A 19,839-nucleotide genomic window follows, 5' to 3' on the forward strand; every position below is an offset into this window, starting at 1 on the left:
GGACGCAGGACTGGCCCGGGCAAATCTGTTTCCGGTTGAACGCTTCACCGGCATCCACAACCCTGCGGAAGGCAAGCCAAAGAATGGCGGGCCGTCATCCCCAATCCAGGGGATGCAACCGGTTGCAAAACGAAAGATACCAGCCCCCAGGGATGGATACCTGGGGGGGCCGAATGCGAGATCTGCATGATGAAACCGAGGTTCAGCGGCTGCTGATCGCCTGCGTCTCTGGTGGTTCCGTGGACCTCGAGGCGCACCTGCACCCGCAGTTTATGGCCGTCGGTGTCGAGGATGGACTCTTCATCGCCGCCGACCGCCCGACCTATATGTCCTTCATGGCGCGCCTTGTCCCGCGCGGGTTGCCCTTGCCGCGCATCGACTGGATCGACGTGCGCGATCGGATCGCCACGGGCTGCATCGTGCAGGAGGACGCCCAGATCCGGCGCACGATCGTCGTGACGCTGCTTTGCGACGCGGCAGGCTGGCGGGTGATGACCGCCACCTTCAGCTGCGGAGAGTCTGACGCTACAGCCGCGCCCCCAGTGCGGCTGCAGTGATCCGCGAGACGAGTTCCGCCTGGGAGCTGACGTCGAGCCGGGCATAGATCGCTTTCATCTGGCTGCGGATGGTCTGAAGGCTGACCAGGCGGCCGCGGGCAATCTGCTCGGGGGATTTGCCCTCGGCCAGGGCGGCGGCGACGCTGGCTTCGCTGGGCGTCAGCCCGAAGGCCCGATGCAAGGCTTTGGGACTGATGTGCGGAACCGTGGGTGAGATGGTGACGATGGCCCGCTCGCGGCTGGTCGGTCGGGTGACTGGGACTGCCGATACCGCAAAGGGCGGTTCACCCGAGGGCCTGGACAGAAGGACGAAACTGCCGTCGGAGCGTGACCCGGAGCCCTGGGCAAGCCCAAGGGCAGGGCCAAGTTCCTCGCGCAGGCGGGCCTGGTCAGCCGCCGTCGCCGCGACCAGCCGGCGCTGTACGATGCGCAGGCCGTCGGCAAGCCCGAGCAGCTTTTCGGCCGCCTCATTGACCCGGACGACGTTGCCCGAGACATCCAAGGTCAGCGATGCCGTGCGGGCAGCGAACCAGGATTCGGCAAGGGCCGCCCGATCCGCGACGTCGCCGAGCCGTTGGACCAGGTTGCAGGCGCGCCGGAAATGGGGCGCGAGACGTGCCAGCATGCGCTCTCCGTCGCTGGAAAGCCCATCCTCGGTGCGGTTGTAGAAATTCATTCCGATGGTCAGGTCGGGGCGCTTTTCGGCCAGAACGATCCGGGCCAGACCAAGCTCGTAGCGATCCATGAAGTCGTAGTATTCCCGCGCGGTCCGGGACGGAGCGGCCCGTTCGTCGCGGTCATCGTAAACCGCCCCGACGGACAGACCCTGTGAGGCGCGGTAGCGGGGGCAGAAGGACAGGTAGTGCTGCTGGTATTCGTCCAGAGCCGCGGGATCGATGTTCCAGACATGCGCCTGAAGAAGTTCGGACCCGCCTTGCGCGAACCAGAGGCTGGTCCCACTGGTCGCGCCGACCGTTGCGCCGACCTGGGCCATGACCTCGCCCCATCGGTCCGGGTGGAGCGAGGCGTCGTATATGTGGTCGATCAGTCCGTCCAGCAGGTCCTCACTGGCCATCATATGGTTCCTGACAACGGCCAACTCATATTCATATGAACACATCTAATAAGCTCATTCAATGAGTCGAGCGTCGGCCGGATGGGCGTGCCCTTGCCAGACCGTCTCGGCGGGGCTTGGCCCCGGACAAGTGCGGGGGCTATCATGCAGGGATAACAAGAGCAGATGGCGGGCAGGATCATGCGACAGGCGGCAATGACGGGCGGACTCACGCGGCGCGGAGCGCTTCTGGCAGGATCGGCGGCGCTGTTGTCGGCCTGCATGTCCTCGGGCCGGTCGGGTGGCGGGGGATACCGGGCGCCGGATGCGGCGCCGAGGGCTGTCCCGAATGCGGGCTGGGATGCCTGGGTCGAAGGGTTCAAGGGCCGGGCCGTGTCGCGCGGCATCCCTTCCGGCACGGTCGACGCGGCCTTCCGGGGCGCGGGGTTCCTGCCCGAGGTGATCGAGCGCGACCGCAACCAGACCGAGTTCAAGCGGAGCCTTGAAGACTACCTGAACATCGCCGCCTCGGATGAACGCGTCAGCCTTGGTCGCCAGAAATTCGCGCAATACGGCGGCGTCCTGTCGCAGATCGAAAGCCGCTATGGGGTCGAGGGCCATGTCGTCGCCGCCGTCTGGGGGTTGGAAAGCTTCTTCGGCACAAGGCGCGGCAATGTCCCCGTGATCAGTGCGCTTTCGACGCTGGCCTACGAGGGGCGGCGGGGCGAGTTCTTCGAAAGCCAGCTCGTCGCAGCGCTGAAGATCCTGCAGGCGGGCGATGTCTCGGCCGGGGGTATGGTCGGAAGCTGGGCGGGCGCGATGGGGCATACCCAGTTCATCCCGACCTCGTACCTTGCCTATGCGGTGGATTTCACCGGCGACGGGCGGCGCGACATCTGGGGCGAGGACCCTACGGATTCGCTGGCTTCGACGGCGGCCTACCTGGCGAAGTCGGGGTGGACGCGGGGGCTGCCCTGGGGGATGGAGGTGGTCCTTCCTGCCGGGTTCAACGCGGGGCTTCTGGGGCGCGGCAAGGGCCAGTCGGCCGAGGCCTGGGCGGCGCAGGGCGTTCGGTCGGCCGATGGGCGCGCCCTGGCGGGCGGGTCGATCATCGCAGGTGGCAACGGCGGGGGCGGCCCCCATTTCCTGCTGACGCAGAACTTTGCGACGATCCTGCGCTACAACAACGCGCAGAACTACGCGATCGGCGTGGGGCACCTGTCGGACCGGCTTCTGGGCCGGGGGCCGGTGCAGGCGTCGTTCGGGCCGGATGCGTCGGGCATGACCCAGGCCGACCGGCAGGAATTGCAGCGCCTGCTGACCGCGGCAGGTTTCGACACCGGCGGGTCGGACGGGGTGATCGGTACCAAGACCCGCGAGGCGATCAGCGCCTATCAGGCAAGCGTCGGATTGCCGGTGACCGGGGAACCCTCGCTGGAGCTGCTGCGTCGTCTGCGGTGAAACGGGCGGTGGGCGGATCGCCCACCCTACGGGAGGTCCGACATGGCGCATCGCGTCTATGGGATGAGCGTGGCGAAGGTGTATCCGCTCTACGTGACGAAGGTCGAGAAGAAGGGCCGCACGAAGGCTGAGCTGGACGAGGTGATCTGCTGGCTGACCGGGCACGACCCGGCAAGCCTGGAGCGCGTGCTGGCCGAAAGCCAAGACTTCCAGCGATTTTTCGCGGAAGCTCCCCGGCTGAACCCGGCCCGCGAGCAGGTGACCGGGGTGATCTGCGGTGTCCGGATCGAAGAAATCGCCGAGCCGCTGATGCGCGAGATCCGGATCCTGGACAAGCTGGTGGACGAGCTGGCGAAGGGGCGGCCGATGGCGAAGGTCCTGCGGCAGGCCTAGGCTCAGGCTTCCGCCTTCACATGCGCCGTGCGGATCACCCGTTCGCAGTGCTGGGCCAGGACCTTGCGGTTTTCGAAGGCGTCCACTGGCACTTCGGGGTGGAAGATGACCTCGACCCGGCCGTGGCGCGGAGTGGCGAGCATCTTCACCAGGTGCGTGGCGAAATCCATGTCTCCCCACCAGCCGTAATGCCGCGGGTCCGTGCCGTCGGGGGCGTGGAAGATCACGGTGACCGGCTGAATGTGCATCGAGTGTTCGAGGGCGGGGGAGAAGAAGGCCTCGAAGAGCGTGGACTTGAAGGGTAGGACGCGGATCGCGTCGGTCGAGGTGCCCTCGGGGAAGAACAGGAGCCGATGCCCGGCCTGCAGGCGCTGTTCGAAGATCTCCTGCTGCTTCTTCGCCTCGGTCCCCTTGCGGGCGATGAAGACGGTCCCGGTGGCACGCGCCAGCCAGCCGATGCCGGGCCAGCCCGCGACCTCGGCCTTGGCGACGAAGTAGATCGTCTGGGCGGCGTTCAGGACGAAGATGTCCAGCCAGGAGGAGTGGTTCGCGACGATGGCGCCGGGCCGGGTCATCGGGCGGCCGTGGACGGTAAGCGGAAGGCGCATCAGGACCAGGGCCAGGCGGCAGACAGCCTTGGTGATGTGGGGCGTTACGGGCCGCGCCTGGCCGAAGAGCGGCCATTCGACCAGTCGCACCAGCAGCAGGACGACCAGCCCGCCATAGGTGACTGACCCGACCAGCGCGCCGCGCCAGAGGACGCGGAGCCAGCCGAGCGGCGTCATACGCAGGGGTGGCGGGGGGATGTCCTTCCAGTCGCTCATGTGCCGGCCTTGCGGATCAGGAATTCCCGGTGGCGGGCGGACATCTGGCCGGTGTCCATCACCAGGCAGACATCGGTGGTGTTGAAGTCGCGGTCGATCCAGGCCCCGTCGCCGACAAAGCCGCCAAGCCGCAGGTAGGCCTTGATGAGCGCAGGGGTCGCGGCCATGGCGGCGCGGCGGTCCAGCCGGTCCGGCGGGATCAGGTCCATCTCCTGCCGGTGGGGCGGCAGGGCGCGGACCCGCATGGCCGGGGGCGCGAGGTGGTGGTGGTGTAGCCAGGACAGGGGCTCGGCCAGGGGCGCGACTTCGGTACCGTGGAAACTGGCCGCGCCGAACAGGACTTCGATCCCGCGGTCAAGGACGTATTCCGCCAGCCCGTTCCAGAGGTGGAACATGGCCGTTCCGCCCCGATGGTCGGCATGGACGCAGGAGCGGCCAAGCTCCAGCAGCTTGCGGCCCGAGGCGAGAAGCGGGCTCAGATCGAACTCGGTCTCGGAATAGAAGCGCCCGGCGGCGGGGCGGCGGTCGCAGGGCAGGATGCGGTAGGCGCCGATGACATGGGCGCGGGTGGTAGGGTCCACTCGGCGGTCGACGAGGATCAGGTGGTCGAAGTAGGGGTCGAAGGCGTCGCGCTCCAGCCCGGCGGCATGGTCGACGAGCGGCCCGTTCCCGCCAAGCTCCCTCACGAAGACCTGGTAGCGCAGCGCCTGCGCGGCCGTCAGGTCCTCGGGCGTGGTGGCCAGCCGGACAGCGTAGGGAGAGACTTCGACGGTCATCGGCTTCGCAGGGGCTTCTGGCTAACCTGACTTAGACATGGGCTGGCGGCATTGCAACCATCTGGCCGCGAAAGCGAAAACCGCAGCAATTCCCGGTTGAGTTTCCCCGGCGGATTCGCACTATGGGTGATCAGACCCGGCCACAGGCAAAAGGAAGATGCGCTTGCTGTCGATCACGACCTTTCCGGCATGTTCGAAGTTCACTGTCACCCTGTTGTCAATGTTCGACTGTACCTGACCGAGACCCCAGTCCGGCTGCTCCGGGTGGCGTACCAGCATTCCCGGCTCCAATAGCGCTGCCATTTCCCGTCCTTTGTCCCGGATCCGCGATGCAAGACAAGCCCGACCTCGCCGCCCTGATCGCCTCACGCATCTGCCACGACCTTATCAGCCCGATCGGCGCGATAGGCAACGGGGTGGAGCTTCTGGCGATGGAGCCGGGCGGGACGCGTCCCGAAATGGCGCTGATCTCGGAAAGCGTGGCCAATGCCAATGCGCGGATCCGGTTCTTCCGCATCTGCTTCGGCCAGGCCTCGAGCGACCAGCGGATCGCGCGGTCCGAGGTGGCCTCGATCCTGGGCGACCTGTCGCGGGGGGGGCGGGTGGCCTACGGCTGGACCAGCCCTACCGACCTGTCGCGGCGCGAGGTGCGGCTGGTGTTCCTTCTCTTGCAATGCCTGGAAAGTGCGCTGGCCTATGGCGGCAAGGTCAGCGTCATGCGCAGCGAGACGGGGTGGTCTATCCTGGCCGAGGCGCCGCGGCTGAAGGTGGACCCCGCGCTGTGGGAGGTGCTGACCGAGCCGCGCGCCCCGGCCGAGATCGGGGCGGCGCAGGTGCATTTCGCGCTGGTGCCGGACGAGCTTGCCCGTCAGGGCCGGCGGCTGATCACCGAGATCGGCGACACGACGATCCGGCTGACGTTCTGACGCCGGACTGGAGCAGTCGGGTTGGCTGTCTTCATCCCCCTTCTGTTGATCTGGCTTGTGATCGTCTACCTGCCCTTTGCAATGCGGGGCTGGCCGTCCTTTCTTGGTCTCTGCGCCGTCTATCTGGGTATCGTCACCGGAGTTGGGTGGGGTGTCGCAACCTTTACGGCAGCCGAGGTGCCCGCCTTCCTGGTGCGCCTTGGCAATTTCTGGCTGGACTTCGTGGTCTGGGCCTTGCCCGTACCGATCCTTGCGCGTGCGGTCGTGCTTTCTGCCAGGTCGCTGGGGCTGGGCGGCAAAGGACTGGTCTTGCTGAATGTCGTCGGCATCCTTGCCTTGCCGGGAACCTGGTTCGGCAAGGCGGCATTCGACCGATGGGAACGCCGACCGGCCCCAGCAGAATGCACGGCAAGGCCGATCTTGCTGACACTGGCGGACAGCAAGGGATCGGTTCCCTGGAGCAATGCGCTCCGCCTCTATCTTGGCTCGGACATCCGTGCCGATGGTCGATACCTGTTCTCTCCCGAGCACCGCCGCAGCATCTGTCGGGATACGTCAAATGGAGCGGAGCGCCTGACCACAAGCGCGCTTTCCGTTGAACTCTGGAATCTGCCGCGTGGCCCCTGCGGGTCTCCGGAGAGCCAGAGGTGGGAAGAGCTCCTTTGCACGCGTCGGGACGCTGGCGCTCTCCGCTTGCTTCCACATGACATTGTGTTCTTCGATCCGGAGGGAATTCGGCTTGGCGATTTCGCAATTCCAAAGGCCGCGACGGATGAGAGCTTTGCCTTGGCCGAGGGAGAGCGTCTGGTCCTTGCCGCAGGCCCGGAGGGCGGTACGGTCAAGGCCGTGTGCCAGACCGAGCCCGCACCGAATGGGTCGGTCCGGTGCCAAATGCGCCGCGACGTTGGTGCAGGCGTGAGCGTCTATTGGGACCTTTATGCCGACCCGGACGTGCTGGAAGACCGCCTGCTCAAGGCGGAAGGTGTCGCGAACAGTATCTGCGCAAGCATTTTCAACCTTCCGGGATGCACTGCGGCAGCGTCGGCACCCTAGCTTCGGATCGTCCCGTCGCCCGTCACCAGGTACTTGAAACTGCACAGCTGCTCTGCCCCCACGGGACCGCGGGCGTGCATCTTGCCGGTGGCGATTCCGATTTCCGCGCCCATCCCGAACTCGCCCCCGTCGGCGAACTGGGTCGAGGCGTTGCGCATCAGGATGGCGCTGTCGAGGCGCTGGAAGAAGCGGTCGGCGGTGGCGTCGTTTTCGGTCAGGATCGCCTCGGTGTGCTGGCTGCCGTATTTGCGGATGTGGTCGATGGCCTGATCCACGCCGTCGACAAGCTTCGCCGCGATGATCATGTCCAGGAATTCGCGACCAAAATCATCGGGCGCGGCGCGCTTGGTGCCGGGGATCTTCAGAAGCTCGCCCTCGGTGCGGACTTCGACGCCGGCTCTGAGGAGGTCTTCGATCAGGACGCCGCCGTGCTTGGTGTAGAACTGCCAGTCGATCAGCAGGCATTCGGCCGAGCCGCAAATGCCGGTGCGGCGGGTCTTGGCGTTCAGGACCACGCGGCGGGCTTTTTCCAGGTCGGCGTCGCGGTCGGCGTAGACGTGGCAGATGCCTTCGAGGTGGGCGAAGACGGGGACGCGGGCTTCCCTTTGGACAAGGCCGACGAGGCCCTTGCCGCCGCGGGGGACGATGACGTCGATCCAGTCGGTGGCCTGGAGCATGGCCGTCACCATCTCGCGGTCGCGGGTGGGGATGAACTGGATGGCAGCGGCGGGGAGGTTGGCGGATTTGAGGCCGTCGAGCATGCAGGAGTGGATGGCCTCGGAGGTCTCGAAGCTTTCAGAGCCGCCACGCAGGATGACGGCGTTGCCGGACTTGAGGCAGAGCGCGCCCGCGTCGGCGGTGACGTTGGGGCGGGATTCGTAGATCACGCCGACGACGCCCAGGGGGGTCGCGACGCGCTGGATGTGAAGGCCGTTCGGGCGGTCCCATTCGGCGAGGACGCGGCCCACGGGGTCCTTCTGCTCGGCGATCTGGCGGAGCGCGTCGACGATCCCGCGCAGGCGGGTGTCGTCGAGCCGCAGGCGGTCGCGCATGGCGGGGGTGATGCCCCGCTGGTCGGCTGCGTCGAGGTCGAGGGTGTTGGCGTCGAAGATCTCCTGCCTCCGCCGCCAGACGGCATCGGCGGCGGCGATAAGCGCGGCGGCCTTGCGTTCCGAGGAGGCGCAGGCGAGTTCGGCGGCGGCCTCGCGCGCCTTGCGGCCGATGTCGGTCATCAGGTCGGTGAACTGGCCGTCCATTGCGCTTCCTTTCCGTCCGGGCGGCGGAGTTTTCGAAAACTCCGCGCCGGAAATTTCAAAATTTCCGGTCCGATTTCTTTGAAGAAATCGGGCCTTTCAAACCACCATGTCGTCCCGATGCACCAGCGCCGCGCGGCCCTGGTAGCCGAGGATCGCCTCGATCTCGCCCGACCGGTGCCCGGCGATCTTGCGGGCCTCGGCGGAAGTATAGCGCACGAGGCCCTTGCCGAGAACCACGCCTTCCGGCGACAGGATCGCCACCGGCTCGCCCCGGCCAAAGCTGCCGGTCACTTTGGTAACGCCAGCGGGGAGCAGGCTTTTCCCCGCTTTGAGGGCGATCACGGCGCCCGCGTCGAGCATCAACTCGCCCTTCGGCTTCATCGCGTTGATCCAGCGCTTGCGGGCGACATGTGGGTCGGCGGAGGGCACGAACCAGGTCCGCGTCGCGCCTTCGGCCAGGGCCTTCAGGGGCCGCAGGGTGGAGCCTTCCATGATCGCCATCGCACAGCCGCCCGCGACAGCGGTCTTGGCGGCGAGGAGCTTGGTCTTCATGCCGCCCTTCGACAGGCCGCTGATCGGGTCGCCCGCCATCGCCTCGATTTCCGGAGTGATCGTGTCCACCACGTCGAAGCGGGTGGCGCTGGCGTCTTCCTTCGGGTTGGCGGTGTAGAAGCCGTCGACGTCACTTAGGAGGACCAGCTGGTCCGCCCCCACCGTCACCGCGATCTGCGCGGCGAGGCGGTCGTTGTCGCCGAAGCGGATTTCGTCGGTGGCGACGGTGTCATTCTCGTTCACGATCGGCACGACGCCCAGGCCCAGAAGCGTTTCCATCGTCGCGCGGGAGTTCAGGTAGCGGCGGCGGTCCTCGGTGTCCTCCAGCGTCACCAGCACCTGGGCGGTGGTGATGCCGTGGGGGGCCAGCACCTCCTCATAGGCGCGGGCGAGGCGGATCTGGCCGACGGCGGCGGCGGCCTGGCTCTGTTCCAGGGTCAACACGCCCTCGGGCAGGCCCAGGACCTTGCGGCCAAGCGCGATGGAGCCGGAGGAGACGAGGACCACGTCCGTCCCGCGCGTCTTCGCCTCTGCCACGTCGAGGGCGAGGGCGGAGAGCCAGTTCTGTTTCAGCCCCGTGCGGCGGTCCACGAGGAGGGCGGAGCCGATCTTCACGACCAGCCGCTTGGCGGTGCGGATGTCGGGAGCGCTCAGCGTCAAGGTTGCCACGGCGCGGACTCCTCGGCGGGGGCCTCCGCCGTGATGGTGGCGTAAAGGGCGCGCAGGACCTCGGGCAGGCCCTTGCCGGAGACGCCGGAGATGACATGGACCGGGCCGCCCGACGCCTTCTCCAGCGCGCGGCGGCGGTCGCTGATCTGTTTCGCGTCCATCGCGTCGGTCTTGTTCAGCGCGACGATGCGGGGCTTGTCGCCCAAGACTTCAGAATAAGCTTCAAGTTCGGTCACGATGGTCTTGAAATCCTTCGTGATTGTCGAAGACGTGCCGTCGACCAGATGCAGCAGAACCTTGCAGCGTTCGACGTGGGCGAGGAACTGCATGCCAAGGCCGCGGCCCTCGGATGCGCCCTCGATCAGGCCGGGGATGTCGGCCATGACGAACTCGTGCCCATCGATCCCGACGACGCCAAGGTTCGGGACCAGCGTGGTGAAGGGGTAGTCGGCGATCTTCGGCCGGGCGTTCGAAACGGCGGCGAGGAAGGTGGACTTGCCGGCGTTCGGGAGGCCCACCAGCCCCGCATCGGCGATCAGCTTCAGGCGCAGCCAGATGGTGCGCTCGATGCCCTCTTGCCCCGGGTTGGCGCGGGCCGGCGCGCGGTTGGTCGAGGATTTGAAGCGCAGGTTGCCCCAGCCGCCGTTACCGCCCTCGGCCAGGCAGACGCGCTGGCCCGGTTCGGTCAGGTCAGCAAGGACCGTTTCCTCGTCCTCGTCCAGGATCTCGGTGCCGAGCGGCACTTTCAGGACGATGTCGTCGCCCGACTTGCCCGTCTTCTGGTTGCCCATGCCGGGCTGGCCGGACTTGGCGAAGAAGTGCTGCTGGTAGCGATAGTCGATGAGGGTGTTCAGGCCCTCCACCGCTTCCGCGTAGACGCTGCCGCCGTGGCCGCCGTCGCCGCCGTCCGGGCCGCCGAACTCGATGAACTTCTCGCGCCGGAACGACACGCAGCCGGCCCCGCCGCCGCCCGAGCGGATGTAGACTTTGGCGAGGTCGAGGAACTTCATGGCCGGGGCTTTCGGGCAGGGATAAAACGCGGGGATACAGGAAGCGGGGCGGATGCTCAAGCGGCGGCCGGTTTGCCGCAGGGCCTTGAAGGTGGGGGTGGGGGGGCCTAGTGTCCCGGCCCAAGACGAAAGGGTTCGACGCATGGCCACGAAGCGCAGCATTTTCCAAGAGGTCGGTGAGGGAGAGGCGGTGCCTGCAGCCCCGGTCGGGGGGGGGATCGACGCGCGGCCGAAGGGGGCGAGACGGGGCATCCGGCTGTGGCTGGTGGCGCTGTTCCTGCTGGTCGCGACGATGATCGCGGTGGGCGGGCTGACACGGCTGACGGACTCGGGTCTTTCGATCACCGAATGGCGGCCCGTGACGGGCGCGCTGCCGCCGATGGATGAGGCGACCTGGCAGTCCGAGTTCGACAAGTACCGCGCGATCCCCGAATACCAGTTGCAGAACAAGGGGATGAGCCTGGAGGAGTTCAAGGTCATCTACTGGTGGGAATGGGGCCATCGGCAGCTGGGCCGGGTGATCGGCCTGGTCTGGGCGGTGGGCTTCCTGGGCTTTGCCGTGGCCCGCCAGATCCCTCCGGGCTGGACCGGGCGCCTGCTGCTGCTGGGTGGCCTTGGCGGGCTGCAGGGGGCGATCGGGTGGTGGATGGTCTCGTCGGGGCTTGAGGGCGAGATGCTGGACGTGGCCTCGTACCGCCTTGCGACGCATCTGGGGCTGGCCTTCGTGATCCTGGGCTTCCTCGCCTGGTATGTCTTCCTGCTGGGTCGAAGCGAGGCCGAGCTGATGACGGCGCGGCGGGGGCGTGAGGCGAAGCTGTACTCCATGTCCACGGGCCTGATGCATTTCGCCTTTCTGCAGATCGTCCTAGGCGCGCTGGTCGCGGGGATCGACGCAGGGCGGGCCTTTCCGACCTGGCCCTTGATGAACGGGCAGTTCTTCCCGGCGGATGCGTTCTATGTGCCGGACGGGAACGGGGGGACGCTGCCGGTCTGGCATGCTTTCTTTGAAAATCCTGGCCTCGTCCAGTTCATCCACCGGATGTCGGGCTACCTGCTGTTCGCTTTCGGCGTTGTGGTCTGGCTGCGGGGGCGGAGGTCCAGCTATCAGGCGACGCAGATGGCCTTCCATCAGGTGATGGCGATGCTGGTTGTCCAGATGGCGCTGGGGATCGCTACGGTCCTGACCGTGGCGCATGTCCACGTCGCGATCACCCACCAGATCGGCGCGGTGATCCTGTGGGTGCTGATCCTGCGGGCACGGCATCTGTCCATGTACCCCGTGGCAGGGTCGATCCGGGAGGGCACGGCATGAGCGCGTTTCAGGAGTTGATGGCCTTCCAGCGCCAGACCGAGGCTTTGGCTCAGGTGGCTGGTCGCCTGGGTTGGGACCAGGAGACGGTGATGCCCGAGGGCTCGGCCGGGCAGCGGGCCGAGGAGATCGGGGCGTTGGAGAGTGTCTTGCACGCGCGGCGGACCGATCCGCGGATTGCCGGGTGGCTGGCCGAGGCGAAGGCCCCGGACGCGGTGGGCGAGGCGCAGCTGCGGCAGATCCGGCGGTCCTTCAATCGGACGATGAAGGTGCCGGCGAAGCTGGCCGAAGAGATCGCGACGACGATGTCGCTGGCCCAAGGGGTCTGGGCGGAGTGTCGGGCGAAGGAGGATGTCGCGGGGTTCCTGCCGACCCTTCGGAAGGTCGTGGACCTGAAGCGGGCCGAGGGCGCGGCGCTGGCGGCGGGAGGCGACCCTTACGACGCGCTGGTGGACGATTACGAGCCGGGGATGACCGGAGCGGCGATTGCGGCGATGTTCGATGCGATGCGGCCGCGGCTGGTTGCGCTGCGGGAGAAGGTGCTCGGGGCTTCGGCTCCGAAGGGGGTGGTGGGCGTGTTCCCGAGCGAGGCGCAGCTGGCGCTGAGCCGCGAGCTGGCGACGGTGTTCGGCTATGACTTCAACCGGGGGCGGGTGGACCTGGCGGTGCATCCGTTCTCCTCGGGGTCGGGGCATGATGTGCGGATCACGACGCGGGTCAACGAGACGGACCCGTTCAACTGTTTCTACTCGACGATCCACGAGGTGGGCCACGCGGCCTATGAGCAGGGGATCGATCCGGCCTACGCGCTGACGCCCATCGGGCAGGGCGTGTCGATGGGGGTGCATGAGAGCCAGAGCCGGTCCTACGAGAACCAGCTGGGGCGGTCGCGGGCCTTCACGGGGTGGCTTTTCGGCCGGATGCGGGAGGTGTTCGGGGATTTCGGGATTGCGGATGCGGAGGCGTTCTACAAGGCGGTGAACCGGGTGCATCCGGGGTATATCCGGACCGAGGCCGACGAGGTCCACTACAACCTGCATGTGATGATGCGGTTCGATCTGGAGCGGGCGCTGATCCGGGGGGACCTGCAGGTCGAGGATCTGGAGGCGGCGTGGAACGAGCGGTTCCGGGCGGACTTCGGGGTGGCGGTGGACCGGCCGTCGAACGGGATGCTGCAGGACGTGCACTGGTCCTGCGGGCTGTTTGGCTACTTCCCGACCTACACGCTGGGGAATGTCTATGCGGGGTGCCTCGTGAAGGCCCTGCGGGCGGAGGTTCCGGGGCTGGACGGGATGATGGCGCAGGGTGACGTCTCGGCGGCGACGGGGTGGCTGCGGGAGCGGCTGCAGCGGCATGGGGGGCTCTATGAGCCCCGCGATGTGGTGCGGCGGGCCTGTGGGTTCGAGCCGTCAGAGGGGCCGCTGCTGGACTACCTTGAGGCCAAGTTCGGGGCGATCTACGGGGTGTGACGGCAGGGTGTCCACGGTGGACAATCGCTCCGATGCTTTTGGGATCAATGACTTGGTCGCGGACGTTAGGGAACTCTTAAGGTCTTGATATCGCGCGGCGGGTCCGCCCGTCGCGCGCCTTCGGCGCTTCTCGCCAAGGCCGTTCCGACGATGACGCGAAGTCGCTACGAGGAAGTCACGACCCGGCCCGTCGAGAGTGCCTCCGGTGGCGCAAATCGGCGGGCGTATGGCGCGATCACGGGGCAGGCCCAGGCCGGGCGGGGCGAAAGGTGTAGCGTGCGCTGGCCGGAGAGGTGGAAGCGGCACCGGGCAGGGTGACGGCGGGGGCCATCGCCTGCCCGGCGCGGGGCGGGCAGGATATGACAGGGCATGATGCGACCTTCCGGCAAGGGGCGCAGGGGGAGCGGCCATTCGTCCCGAAGCAAGGCGGCAGGGCCTTGCGGGGCGCGGGGCGATGGGGCAGTCAGGGCATGTCGGGCGGCAGGGATGGAACGGCGGTGACGGAGAAGGGCGGGGCGGCGGTCTGGTTGCTCGCGGTCGGCCAAACGCTGATCTATGCGGGCTGCTACTATTCCTTCCCCGCGCTTCTGCCCGACCTCGAGGCCGCAACGGGCTGGAGCAAGGGGGAACTGGCGCTTGGTCCGACGCTGGCCTTCCTGGTCATGGCGGCACTGACGCCCTTTACCGGAAAGCTGGTCGACCGGGGCCTGGGGGGCGAGATGCTGACCTGGCTGCCCGCGGTCATCGCCCTTGGTGTGGCGGGGCTGGGGCTGGTGGGCTCTCTGGCCGGATGGCTGGCACTTTGGGCCCTGATCGGGGTGGCGCAGGCGGGGAGCCTTTACGAGACTTGTTTCGCCTTCCTGACCCGACGGTTGGGGGACGGGGCACGGGCCGCGATCACCCAGGTGACGCTGGTCGCGGGGTTCGCGGGCACGTTGGCCTTTCCCCTTGGGCACTGGCTGGGTGCAGCCTTTGGCGGGCAGGGGGCCTTGCTGGTCTTTGCGGGGCTCGTGCTGCTGGCCGCACCCCTGAACGCGGTGGCCGCGCGGCAGTTGCGGAGGCGTGAGCGGGCCGGGCAGGTGATCCCGCCAACCCCTCCGGGCGTCTTGCAGGCGGCGCTGCGGCGGCCTGCCTTCTGGGCCATCGCGCTGGGGTTCCTGGCGGTCTACCTGAACCATGGGATCCTGATAACCTATGCGCTCGTGCTTTTCGCCGACCGCGGGGCCGAACCGGGCATGGCAGCACTGGCGGCGGCCTGCATCGGGCCCGCGCAGGTGGCGGGGCGGCTGTTGCTGCTGGCGGCGGGGGCGAGGGTGACGACGGCGCAGGCGACGATGGCGTCCCTGGGCGGTGCGGTGCTGGCGGGCGTGCTCTTGTGGCTGGCGGGCGTGGCGCCCTGGCTGATCTTCGGCTTTGCGCTTGCGCAGGGGGCGGGGATCGGGCTGACTTCGATCCTGCGGCCGGTGCTGATCGCCGAGACGCTGGGACGCCAGGGCTTTGGCGCGATCTCGGGCGCTGCGGCCGTGGCGCCGATCCTCGCCTCGGCCGCGGCGCCGTCGGTGGGCGCGGCGCTGCTGGCCTTCGGCGGGACGGGGCTGGTCTACGCGGTTTGCCTGGGGCTGGCCGTGACGGGGCTGGCGCTGATGGCGATGCTGTTGCTGCGGCGCGATCAGTTCAGCGGCTGAAACCAGAAAAGCCGCCCCGGGTCGCCACCGAGGCCGAACCGGACGCCGAGGTTGACCATGTCGGCCCGGAACACGTCGCCCCCGCCGAAATGGTTCTTGTGCCGGCCCAGATCGGCATGGACCTCGAGGCTGTCGTTCACCTTGTAGCCCGCGCCAAGCGACAGGACGCGGTAGGTGCGTGACTTCACTGTGCCTTTGCGGGGCGACGGTCGATGAACGCCTGAATCCCCGCGGCGGTGTCGGGGAGGAGGACATTCTCGACCATGATCCCGCCGGCAAGCGCATAGGCCCGGTCCAGCGGCTGGCCAAGCTGGGCCTGGAAGGCGCGCTTTCCAAGGCGGATCGCGGCGGGGTCCTTGGCGGCGATCTGCCGGGCGAGGGCGAGGGTCGTCTCGGCCAGCTGGTCGGGCGGCGCGAGGCGGTTGACGACCCCCAGCGCCTGGGCGCGGTCGGCGGGGAGGAAATCGCCGGTCGTCAGAAGCTCGAACGCCATGCCGGGGGCGAGGCGGCGGGTCAGCGCTACGGCGGGGGTCGAACAGAAGAGGCCGAGGTTGATGCCGTTGACGCCGAAGCGCGCGGTCTCGCTGGCCACGATCAGGTCGCAGGTGCAGGCAAGCTGGCAGCCGGCGGCAGTGGCGACGCCCTGGACCTGGGCGATGACGGGCTGGGGCAGGGCATGGATCTGCTGCATGACATCGGCGCAGCGGTCGAAGAGGGTTTCGAACTGCGCCTTCCCATCATCGGGCGCGGCGCGGTAGGCCTGCATTTCCTTCAGGTCGTGGCCGGCCGAGAAGGCCTTGCCCTCGGCTGCAAGGATGACGACCCGGACGCTGTCGTCGATGGCGAGGGCTGCGAACGTCTCGGCCAGGGTCATCAGCATCGGGGTGGAGAGCGCATTCAGCGTGCCGGGCGAGGCCAGGGTGACGGTCGCGATGCCATCCTGGTCTTCGCGGCGGATCAGGCTGTTCGTCAGGTTGTCGGGCATTGCGGTCCCCCTTCTTCGCGGCCAGTCTAGGGACGGGCAGGCATGAGGGGAAGATGCAGTTGCGGATGGATGCGGGCGCGCTGGAGGTGTTCCTGCAGGAAGAGTTCGGCCAGGTGGCGGCGGATTTCGCGGTGGACCGGGTGGACGCGGGCGGCGTGGTGCTGCGGCTGAAGGTGGCCGAGCGGCATCTGCGGCCGGGCGGCACGGTCAGCGGGCCGAACATCTTCGCGCTGGCGGATGTGGCGATGTACCTGGCGATCCTGAGCCGAATCGGGCCAGTGGCGCTGGCGGTCACGACGAACTGCAGTATCGACTTCATGCGGAAGCCCGCGATGGGGTGCGACCTTCTGGGCGAAGCGCGGATTCTGAAGCTGGGGCGCAGTCTCGCGGTGGGCGATGTGCTGGTCTTCAGCGAAGGCGCGGCCGATCCCGTGGCGCGGGCGGGCCTGACCTATTCGATCCCGCCGGTCAGGACTTCGGCTTGAGGAAGCGCCCCTCGATCGTCGCGCCGCTTTCGATCACCAGCGACGCGGTGTTGACGTCGGCCTTCACCTCGGACGAGGCGCGCAGCGTGAAGCTTTCGCACGAGACCTTGCCGTCCAGTTTGCCCTTCACCTCGACCGTATGGGCGTTGACCGTGCCCTTCATGCGGCCTTCGGTGCCGATGATGAGCCCGTTCGCGGTGATGTTGCCGTCGACCTCGCCCAGGACCTCGACATAGCCGGAGGATGTGATTTCGCCGGTGATCTTCAGATCGGCGCCCAGGACCGAGCGGGCCGAGTTGGTGCCGGGGGCCGAGGGGCGGGGCACGGACGGGGCTGAGGTCGGGTCGGAAGTCTTGGAGAACATGGTGGGCAATCCTTGGGCGGGCAATCAGGTTGATAAGGACGGAAGGCGGTTGTCGGGTCAAGGGGCGGCGTACGCGGAAGGCGGCTTTCCCCGGGGACGATGTCGCTGGCGGGGCTGACAAGGCGGGGCCGGAGTGGTCAGATCGGGCCGGGAATCAGGGGGTCTTGCCGCATGTCCGACACGTTCTTCCAGCCGGTTTCGGGCTTTGACCTGCCGCGTTTTGCCGGGGTGCCGACCTTCATGCGGCTGCCGCATGTGGGCTTCGACCATCCGCGGTTTTCGGAGGTGCAGATCGGCCTGATCGGGGCACCCTGGGACGGGGGGACGACCAACCGGCCGGGGCCTCGGCACGGGCCGCGCCAGCTGCGGGACCTGTCGACGATGATCCGGGCGATGAACGGGGCGACCTGGGTGGCGCCGTTCGAGCTGGCGCGCTGCGCGGACCTGGGGGACGTGGCACCCAATCCGGGCGACCTGATGGATTCGATGGCGCGGATGGAGGCGTTCTATTCCCGTGTCGTCGTGGCGGGGATCCGACCGCTGACGGGGGGCGGGGATCATCTGTGTTCGTTGCCTATCCTGCGGGCGGTGGCGAAGGCTAGGCCGGTGGGGATGATCCAGTTCGACAGCCATACCGACCTGAACGACATCTATTTCGGGACCTCGCGCTACAATCATGGCACTCCGTTCCGCCGGGCGGTGGAAGAGGGGCTGATCGACCCCAAGCGCTATTGCCTGATCGGCATCCGGGGCACGGCTTACGGGCGGGAGGACTGGGACTTTGCCGCCGCGAACGGCATCCGGATCATCCCCATCGCCGAGTTCCATGCGCGGGGCCCCGAGGACGTGATGGCCGAGGCGCGAGAGATCGTGGGCCAGGGGCCTGTTTACGTGACCTATGACATCGACTTCGTGGACCCGACCTTCGCGCCCGGGACCGGGACGCCCGAGGTGGGCGGGCCGACGTCGTGGCAGGCGCTGCAGGTGGCGCGGGGCTTGCGCGGACTGGACGTGGTGGGCGCGGACCTGGTGGAGGTGTCGCCTCCGTTCGACCAGTCGGGCGGGACGGCCTGGCTGGGGATCAGCCTGATGTTCGAGATGCTTTGCGTCATGGCCGAACGGGTCGCTCGGGGCTGAGGGCGGACCGGGGGCCAGCCCCCGGACCCCCGGGATATTTCTGCAAAAATGAAAGGGTGGGCCATGCAGCCTGAGATGATCATCACCAATGCGAAGGTCCTGACGATGGACGAGGGCCGCCCTCGGGCCGAGGCGGTGGCCTTTGCGGGGGGGCGCATCCTGGCGGTCGGGAGCCGGGCCGAGGTCGAGGCGCTGGCGGGGCAGGGGACACGGGTCGTGGATGCCGGCGGGCGGACGTTGTTGCCCGGGTTTGTGGAAAGTCACCTGCACCTGGTGCTCGGCGGCAACGAGCTGTCGCAGCTGCAGCTGGGCGGCGTCTCGGGCTTCGAGGAACTGGCGCGGCTCTTCCGGGCCTATGCGGCGAAGAACCCCGGCCTGCCGCTTCTGATGGCGCAGGGGGCGGCCTACGAGATCCTCGATCATCCGGTGACGCGGCACGACCTGGACAAGGTCATCGCCGACCGCCCGATCGCGATGATGGCTCCGGATCACCATACGGTCTGGGCCAATACGGCGGCGCTCAAGTCGGCGGGGCTTCTGCACGGGGCGAAGATGCCTGCGGGCCATGTGGTCGTCATGGGCGCGGATGGCACGGCGACGGGCGAATTGCTGGAGTTCGAGGCGTTTTCTCCCGTGCTGGCGCTGACCGGGGACCTGCACTTGCAGCTGGGAATCGCCACGGGGGGCGAGCCGGACCCCTGGCCGTCGGCCGAGCAGCGCGCGAAGGACAAGGAGAAGGTCGCGGCCGGCCTTCAGCATTGCGCCATGCACGGGATTACCAGCATGGTGAACATGGATGGCAACCGCTACACCTGCGTCCTTTTGAAAGAGATGGAAGCCGAGGGCCGGCTGACGGCCCGCGTCAAGGTGCCCTTCCACTTCAAGCCGCACATGGAATTGTCGGAGCTGGATCGCGCCTCCGCGATGGCCGAGGAGTTCCAGGGCGACTGGGTGACGAGCGGTTTCGTCAAGATGTTCCAGGACGGGGTCGTCGACAGCCGCACCGCCTATATGCTGCACGACTATCCGGGGACCACGGACCGCGGCGCGCCGCTCTTCGAGCATGAGCGGTTCAAGGAGATTTGCCGGGAGATTTCCCGGCGGGACCTGCAGATCGCGGTCCATGCGATCGGCGATGGGGCAGTGCGGCAGACGATCGACGGCTATGAGGCGGCGGGGCGGCCCGACCTGCGCCACCGGATCGAACATATCGAGCTGATCGACCGGGCGGATGTGCCACGCCTTGGGGCCTTGGGGATCACGGCCTCGGTCCAGCCGCCGCATCCGCCGGGGGCGATGGATTTCCCGATGTCGACGATGGACCACGTCTTTCACCGGGACCGCTGGAAGGACGCCTACCTGACCCGGACCCTGGCCGACCATGGCGCGCACCTGGCCTTCGCCTCGGACTGGCCGGTGACGGATGTCAGCGTGATGCGGGGCATCCAGGCTGCGCTGACCCGGAAGCCTTATGAGGGCTGCCAGGATGAACGCGTCGGCCTGATGGAGGTCCTGCGCGCCTATACGGCAGGGGGCGCCTGGGCTGCGCATATGGAGAAGCTGACGGGTGTGCTGCGCGAGGGGCTGGCGGCGGACCTGGTGCTCATCGACGGGGACATCGAGGCGATTCCGGCCGAGAGGCTGGGAAAGACGGGAATCGCGCTGACGATTGCCGGGGGCAGGGTGACCCACGACCCGTCGGCGATGGCAGGCGGGGCCGCATAAGGTATTGATTTTGCGAAGAAAGATGAGGGTTCCAAAAAAATCGTCATCTTTCCGACATTTTCCGCTTGCGGGTCCCGGAACCAGGGCCTAAAAGCCCCCTCACCGAAGCGGAACAGCGACGGTGACGGACGGAAGCGGACGGGAACGGA

The 19,839-nt window shown here is 67.7% G+C and carries 21 protein-coding genes; 11 read left to right on the forward strand and 10 right to left on the reverse strand.

The window, feature by feature from the left end; all coding sequences use genetic code 11:
• Positions 1-173: 173 nt before the first annotated feature.
• Complete coding sequence (locus tag ACE3Q6_RS04055; RefSeq protein ID WP_374428780.1) at positions 174-557, forward strand: hypothetical protein; 384 nt, start codon at positions 174-176, stop codon at positions 555-557.
• On the opposite strand, the gene ACE3Q6_RS04060 is transcribed toward ACE3Q6_RS04055, so the two are convergent.
• Positions 526-1,632, reverse strand: coding sequence for a helix-turn-helix transcriptional regulator (locus ACE3Q6_RS04060; RefSeq protein ID WP_374428781.1), 1,107 nt, complete (start codon positions 1,630-1,632; stop codon positions 526-528). The two genes, ACE3Q6_RS04055 and ACE3Q6_RS04060, sit on opposite strands and share 32 nt — an antisense overlap.
• 195 nt (positions 1,633-1,827) lie before the next feature.
• Between ACE3Q6_RS04060 and ACE3Q6_RS04065 the strand changes: the two genes are divergently transcribed.
• Together ACE3Q6_RS04065 and ACE3Q6_RS04070 are read left to right on the forward strand one after the other, a co-directional pair.
• Positions 1,828-3,072 carry a lytic murein transglycosylase gene (locus ACE3Q6_RS04065; RefSeq protein ID WP_374428783.1) on the forward strand — a complete coding sequence of 415 codons (1,245 nt, stop codon included), beginning with the start codon at positions 1,828-1,830 and terminating at the stop codon, positions 3,070-3,072.
• A 42-nt stretch (positions 3,073-3,114) separates the two neighbouring features.
• Positions 3,115-3,465 (forward strand): DUF2200 domain-containing protein, encoded by a 351-nt coding sequence (locus ACE3Q6_RS04070; RefSeq protein WP_374428785.1) that lies wholly within the window; start codon positions 3,115-3,117, stop codon positions 3,463-3,465.
• 2 nt (positions 3,466-3,467) lie between these two features.
• Here ACE3Q6_RS04070 and ACE3Q6_RS04075 read toward each other — a convergent pair whose 3' ends face one another.
• From ACE3Q6_RS04075 to ACE3Q6_RS04085, 3 genes are all read right to left on the reverse strand, one after another.
• Positions 3,468-4,289, reverse strand: coding sequence for a lysophospholipid acyltransferase family protein (locus ACE3Q6_RS04075; RefSeq protein WP_374428787.1), 822 nt, complete (start codon positions 4,287-4,289; stop codon positions 3,468-3,470).
• Complete coding sequence (locus ACE3Q6_RS04080) at positions 4,286-5,065, reverse strand: GNAT family N-acetyltransferase (RefSeq protein WP_374428789.1); 780 nt, start codon at positions 5,063-5,065, stop codon at positions 4,286-4,288. Before ACE3Q6_RS04080 ends, ACE3Q6_RS04075 begins: the two co-directional genes overlap by 4 nt.
• A gap of 120 nt (positions 5,066-5,185) precedes the next feature.
• Positions 5,186-5,368 carry a DUF3553 domain-containing protein gene (locus ACE3Q6_RS04085; RefSeq protein WP_374428791.1) on the reverse strand — a complete coding sequence of 61 codons (183 nt, stop codon included), beginning with the start codon at positions 5,366-5,368 and terminating at the stop codon, positions 5,186-5,188.
• 26 nt (positions 5,369-5,394) lie between these two features.
• Between ACE3Q6_RS04085 and ACE3Q6_RS04090 the strand changes: the two genes are divergently transcribed.
• Both ACE3Q6_RS04090 and ACE3Q6_RS04095 read left to right on the forward strand, forming a co-directional pair.
• The gene (locus tag ACE3Q6_RS04090; RefSeq protein ID WP_374428792.1) at positions 5,395-5,991 is read left to right on the forward strand and encodes a histidine phosphotransferase family protein; all 597 of its coding nucleotides are present in this window, start codon (positions 5,395-5,397) and stop codon (positions 5,989-5,991) included.
• A 21-nt stretch (positions 5,992-6,012) separates the two neighbouring features.
• Positions 6,013-7,044 (forward strand): hypothetical protein, encoded by a 1,032-nt coding sequence (locus tag ACE3Q6_RS04095; RefSeq protein WP_374428794.1) that lies wholly within the window; start codon positions 6,013-6,015, stop codon positions 7,042-7,044.
• Here ACE3Q6_RS04095 and ACE3Q6_RS04100 read toward each other — a convergent pair.
• From ACE3Q6_RS04100 to obgE, 3 genes are all read right to left on the reverse strand, one after another.
• The gene (locus ACE3Q6_RS04100; RefSeq protein ID WP_374428797.1) at positions 7,041-8,300 is read right to left on the reverse strand and encodes a glutamate-5-semialdehyde dehydrogenase; all 1,260 of its coding nucleotides are present in this window, start codon (positions 8,298-8,300) and stop codon (positions 7,041-7,043) included. The two genes, ACE3Q6_RS04095 and ACE3Q6_RS04100, sit on opposite strands and share 4 nt — an antisense overlap.
• Before the next feature lie 96 nt (positions 8,301-8,396).
• Positions 8,397-9,521, reverse strand: coding sequence for a glutamate 5-kinase (gene proB / locus ACE3Q6_RS04105; RefSeq protein WP_374428799.1), 1,125 nt, complete (start codon positions 9,519-9,521; stop codon positions 8,397-8,399).
• A complete protein-coding gene (gene obgE / locus ACE3Q6_RS04110) occupies positions 9,509-10,531 on the reverse strand; it encodes a GTPase ObgE (protein WP_374428801.1) in 1,023 nt (340 codons plus the stop codon). The genes proB and obgE overlap by 13 nt, the downstream gene beginning before the upstream one ends.
• A gap of 142 nt (positions 10,532-10,673) precedes the next feature.
• Between obgE and ctaA the strand changes: the two genes are divergently transcribed.
• The 3 genes from ctaA to ACE3Q6_RS04125 all read left to right on the forward strand — a co-directional run bounded on the left by ctaA (position 10,674) and on the right by ACE3Q6_RS04125 (position 14,994).
• Positions 10,674-11,843 (forward strand): heme A synthase, encoded by a 1,170-nt coding sequence (gene ctaA, locus ACE3Q6_RS04115; RefSeq protein WP_374428803.1) that lies wholly within the window; start codon positions 10,674-10,676, stop codon positions 11,841-11,843.
• A complete protein-coding gene (locus ACE3Q6_RS04120) occupies positions 11,840-13,309 on the forward strand; it encodes a carboxypeptidase M32 (protein ID WP_374428805.1) in 1,470 nt (489 codons plus the stop codon). Before ctaA ends, ACE3Q6_RS04120 begins: the two co-directional genes overlap by 4 nt.
• A 470-nt stretch (positions 13,310-13,779) precedes the next feature.
• On the forward strand, positions 13,780-14,994 hold the full coding sequence (locus ACE3Q6_RS04125; RefSeq protein ID WP_374428807.1) for an MFS transporter: 1,215 nt from the start codon (positions 13,780-13,782) through the stop codon (positions 14,992-14,994).
• Here the strand turns inward: ACE3Q6_RS04125 and ACE3Q6_RS04130 are convergent.
• A complete protein-coding gene (locus tag ACE3Q6_RS04130) occupies positions 14,979-15,182 on the reverse strand; it encodes a hypothetical protein (RefSeq protein WP_374428809.1) in 204 nt (67 codons plus the stop codon). The two genes, ACE3Q6_RS04125 and ACE3Q6_RS04130, sit on opposite strands and share 16 nt — an antisense overlap.
• Positions 15,179-15,979 carry an enoyl-CoA hydratase gene (locus tag ACE3Q6_RS04135; protein WP_374428813.1) on the reverse strand — a complete coding sequence of 267 codons (801 nt, stop codon included), beginning with the start codon at positions 15,977-15,979 and terminating at the stop codon, positions 15,179-15,181. Before ACE3Q6_RS04135 ends, ACE3Q6_RS04130 begins: the two co-directional genes overlap by 4 nt.
• A 53-nt stretch (positions 15,980-16,032) precedes the next feature.
• Between ACE3Q6_RS04135 and ACE3Q6_RS04140 the strand changes: the two genes are divergently transcribed.
• A complete protein-coding gene (locus ACE3Q6_RS04140) occupies positions 16,033-16,464 on the forward strand; it encodes a PaaI family thioesterase (protein WP_374428817.1) in 432 nt (143 codons plus the stop codon).
• Here the strand turns inward: ACE3Q6_RS04140 and ACE3Q6_RS04145 are convergent.
• Positions 16,448-16,828 carry a polymer-forming cytoskeletal protein gene (locus ACE3Q6_RS04145; protein ID WP_374428818.1) on the reverse strand — a complete coding sequence of 127 codons (381 nt, stop codon included), beginning with the start codon at positions 16,826-16,828 and terminating at the stop codon, positions 16,448-16,450. The genes ACE3Q6_RS04140 and ACE3Q6_RS04145 overlap by 17 nt on opposite strands.
• A gap of 171 nt (positions 16,829-16,999) precedes the next feature.
• Here ACE3Q6_RS04145 and ACE3Q6_RS04150 point away from each other — a divergent pair, with 171 nt between their 5' ends.
• Together ACE3Q6_RS04150 and ACE3Q6_RS04155 are read left to right on the forward strand one after the other, a co-directional pair.
• Positions 17,000-17,965 (forward strand): agmatinase, encoded by a 966-nt coding sequence (locus tag ACE3Q6_RS04150; RefSeq protein ID WP_374428820.1) that lies wholly within the window; start codon positions 17,000-17,002, stop codon positions 17,963-17,965.
• A gap of 63 nt (positions 17,966-18,028) precedes the next feature.
• Complete coding sequence (locus ACE3Q6_RS04155) at positions 18,029-19,690, forward strand: amidohydrolase (protein WP_374428821.1); 1,662 nt, start codon at positions 18,029-18,031, stop codon at positions 19,688-19,690.
• Positions 19,691-19,839 lie beyond the last annotated feature (149 nt).

Origin of the sequence: Tabrizicola sp. (assembly GCF_041913445.1) — a bacterium.
GTDB lineage: Bacteria > Pseudomonadota > Alphaproteobacteria > Rhodobacterales > Rhodobacteraceae > Tabrizicola.

What these genes read in the sequence shown, in the direction of transcription:
- obgE (WP_374428801.1), bottom strand. Translation starts at nt 10,531, where the DNA reads ATGAAGTTCCTCGACCTCGCCAAAGTCTACATCCGCTCGGGCGGCGGC.
- ACE3Q6_RS04100 (WP_374428797.1), bottom strand. Translation starts at nt 8,300, where the DNA reads ATGGACGGCCAGTTCACCGACCTGATGACCGACATCGGCCGCAAGGCG.
- ACE3Q6_RS04060 (WP_374428781.1), bottom strand. Translation starts at nt 1,632, where the DNA reads ATGGCCAGTGAGGACCTGCTGGACGGACTGATCGACCACATATACGAC.
- ACE3Q6_RS04055 (WP_374428780.1), top strand. Translation starts at nt 174, where the DNA reads ATGCGAGATCTGCATGATGAAACCGAGGTTCAGCGGCTGCTGATCGCC.
- ACE3Q6_RS04080 (WP_374428789.1), bottom strand. Translation starts at nt 5,065, where the DNA reads ATGACCGTCGAAGTCTCTCCCTACGCTGTCCGGCTGGCCACCACGCCC.
- ACE3Q6_RS04140 (WP_374428817.1), top strand. Translation starts at nt 16,033, where the DNA reads ATGCAGTTGCGGATGGATGCGGGCGCGCTGGAGGTGTTCCTGCAGGAA.
- ACE3Q6_RS04145 (WP_374428818.1), bottom strand. Translation starts at nt 16,828, where the DNA reads ATGTTCTCCAAGACTTCCGACCCGACCTCAGCCCCGTCCGTGCCCCGC.
- ACE3Q6_RS04155 (WP_374428821.1), top strand. Translation starts at nt 18,029, where the DNA reads ATGCAGCCTGAGATGATCATCACCAATGCGAAGGTCCTGACGATGGAC.
- ACE3Q6_RS04070 (WP_374428785.1), top strand. Translation starts at nt 3,115, where the DNA reads ATGGCGCATCGCGTCTATGGGATGAGCGTGGCGAAGGTGTATCCGCTC.
- ACE3Q6_RS04120 (WP_374428805.1), top strand. Translation starts at nt 11,840, where the DNA reads ATGAGCGCGTTTCAGGAGTTGATGGCCTTCCAGCGCCAGACCGAGGCT.
- ACE3Q6_RS04150 (WP_374428820.1), top strand. Translation starts at nt 17,000, where the DNA reads ATGTCCGACACGTTCTTCCAGCCGGTTTCGGGCTTTGACCTGCCGCGT.
- ACE3Q6_RS04085 (WP_374428791.1), bottom strand. Translation starts at nt 5,368, where the DNA reads ATGGCAGCGCTATTGGAGCCGGGAATGCTGGTACGCCACCCGGAGCAG.
- ACE3Q6_RS04135 (WP_374428813.1), bottom strand. Translation starts at nt 15,979, where the DNA reads ATGCCCGACAACCTGACGAACAGCCTGATCCGCCGCGAAGACCAGGAT.
- ACE3Q6_RS04075 (WP_374428787.1), bottom strand. Translation starts at nt 4,289, where the DNA reads ATGAGCGACTGGAAGGACATCCCCCCGCCACCCCTGCGTATGACGCCG.
- ctaA (WP_374428803.1), top strand. Translation starts at nt 10,674, where the DNA reads ATGGCCACGAAGCGCAGCATTTTCCAAGAGGTCGGTGAGGGAGAGGCG.
- ACE3Q6_RS04125 (WP_374428807.1), top strand. Translation starts at nt 13,780, where the DNA reads ATGTCGGGCGGCAGGGATGGAACGGCGGTGACGGAGAAGGGCGGGGCG.
- ACE3Q6_RS04065 (WP_374428783.1), top strand. Translation starts at nt 1,828, where the DNA reads ATGACGGGCGGACTCACGCGGCGCGGAGCGCTTCTGGCAGGATCGGCG.
- ACE3Q6_RS04090 (WP_374428792.1), top strand. Translation starts at nt 5,395, where the DNA reads ATGCAAGACAAGCCCGACCTCGCCGCCCTGATCGCCTCACGCATCTGC.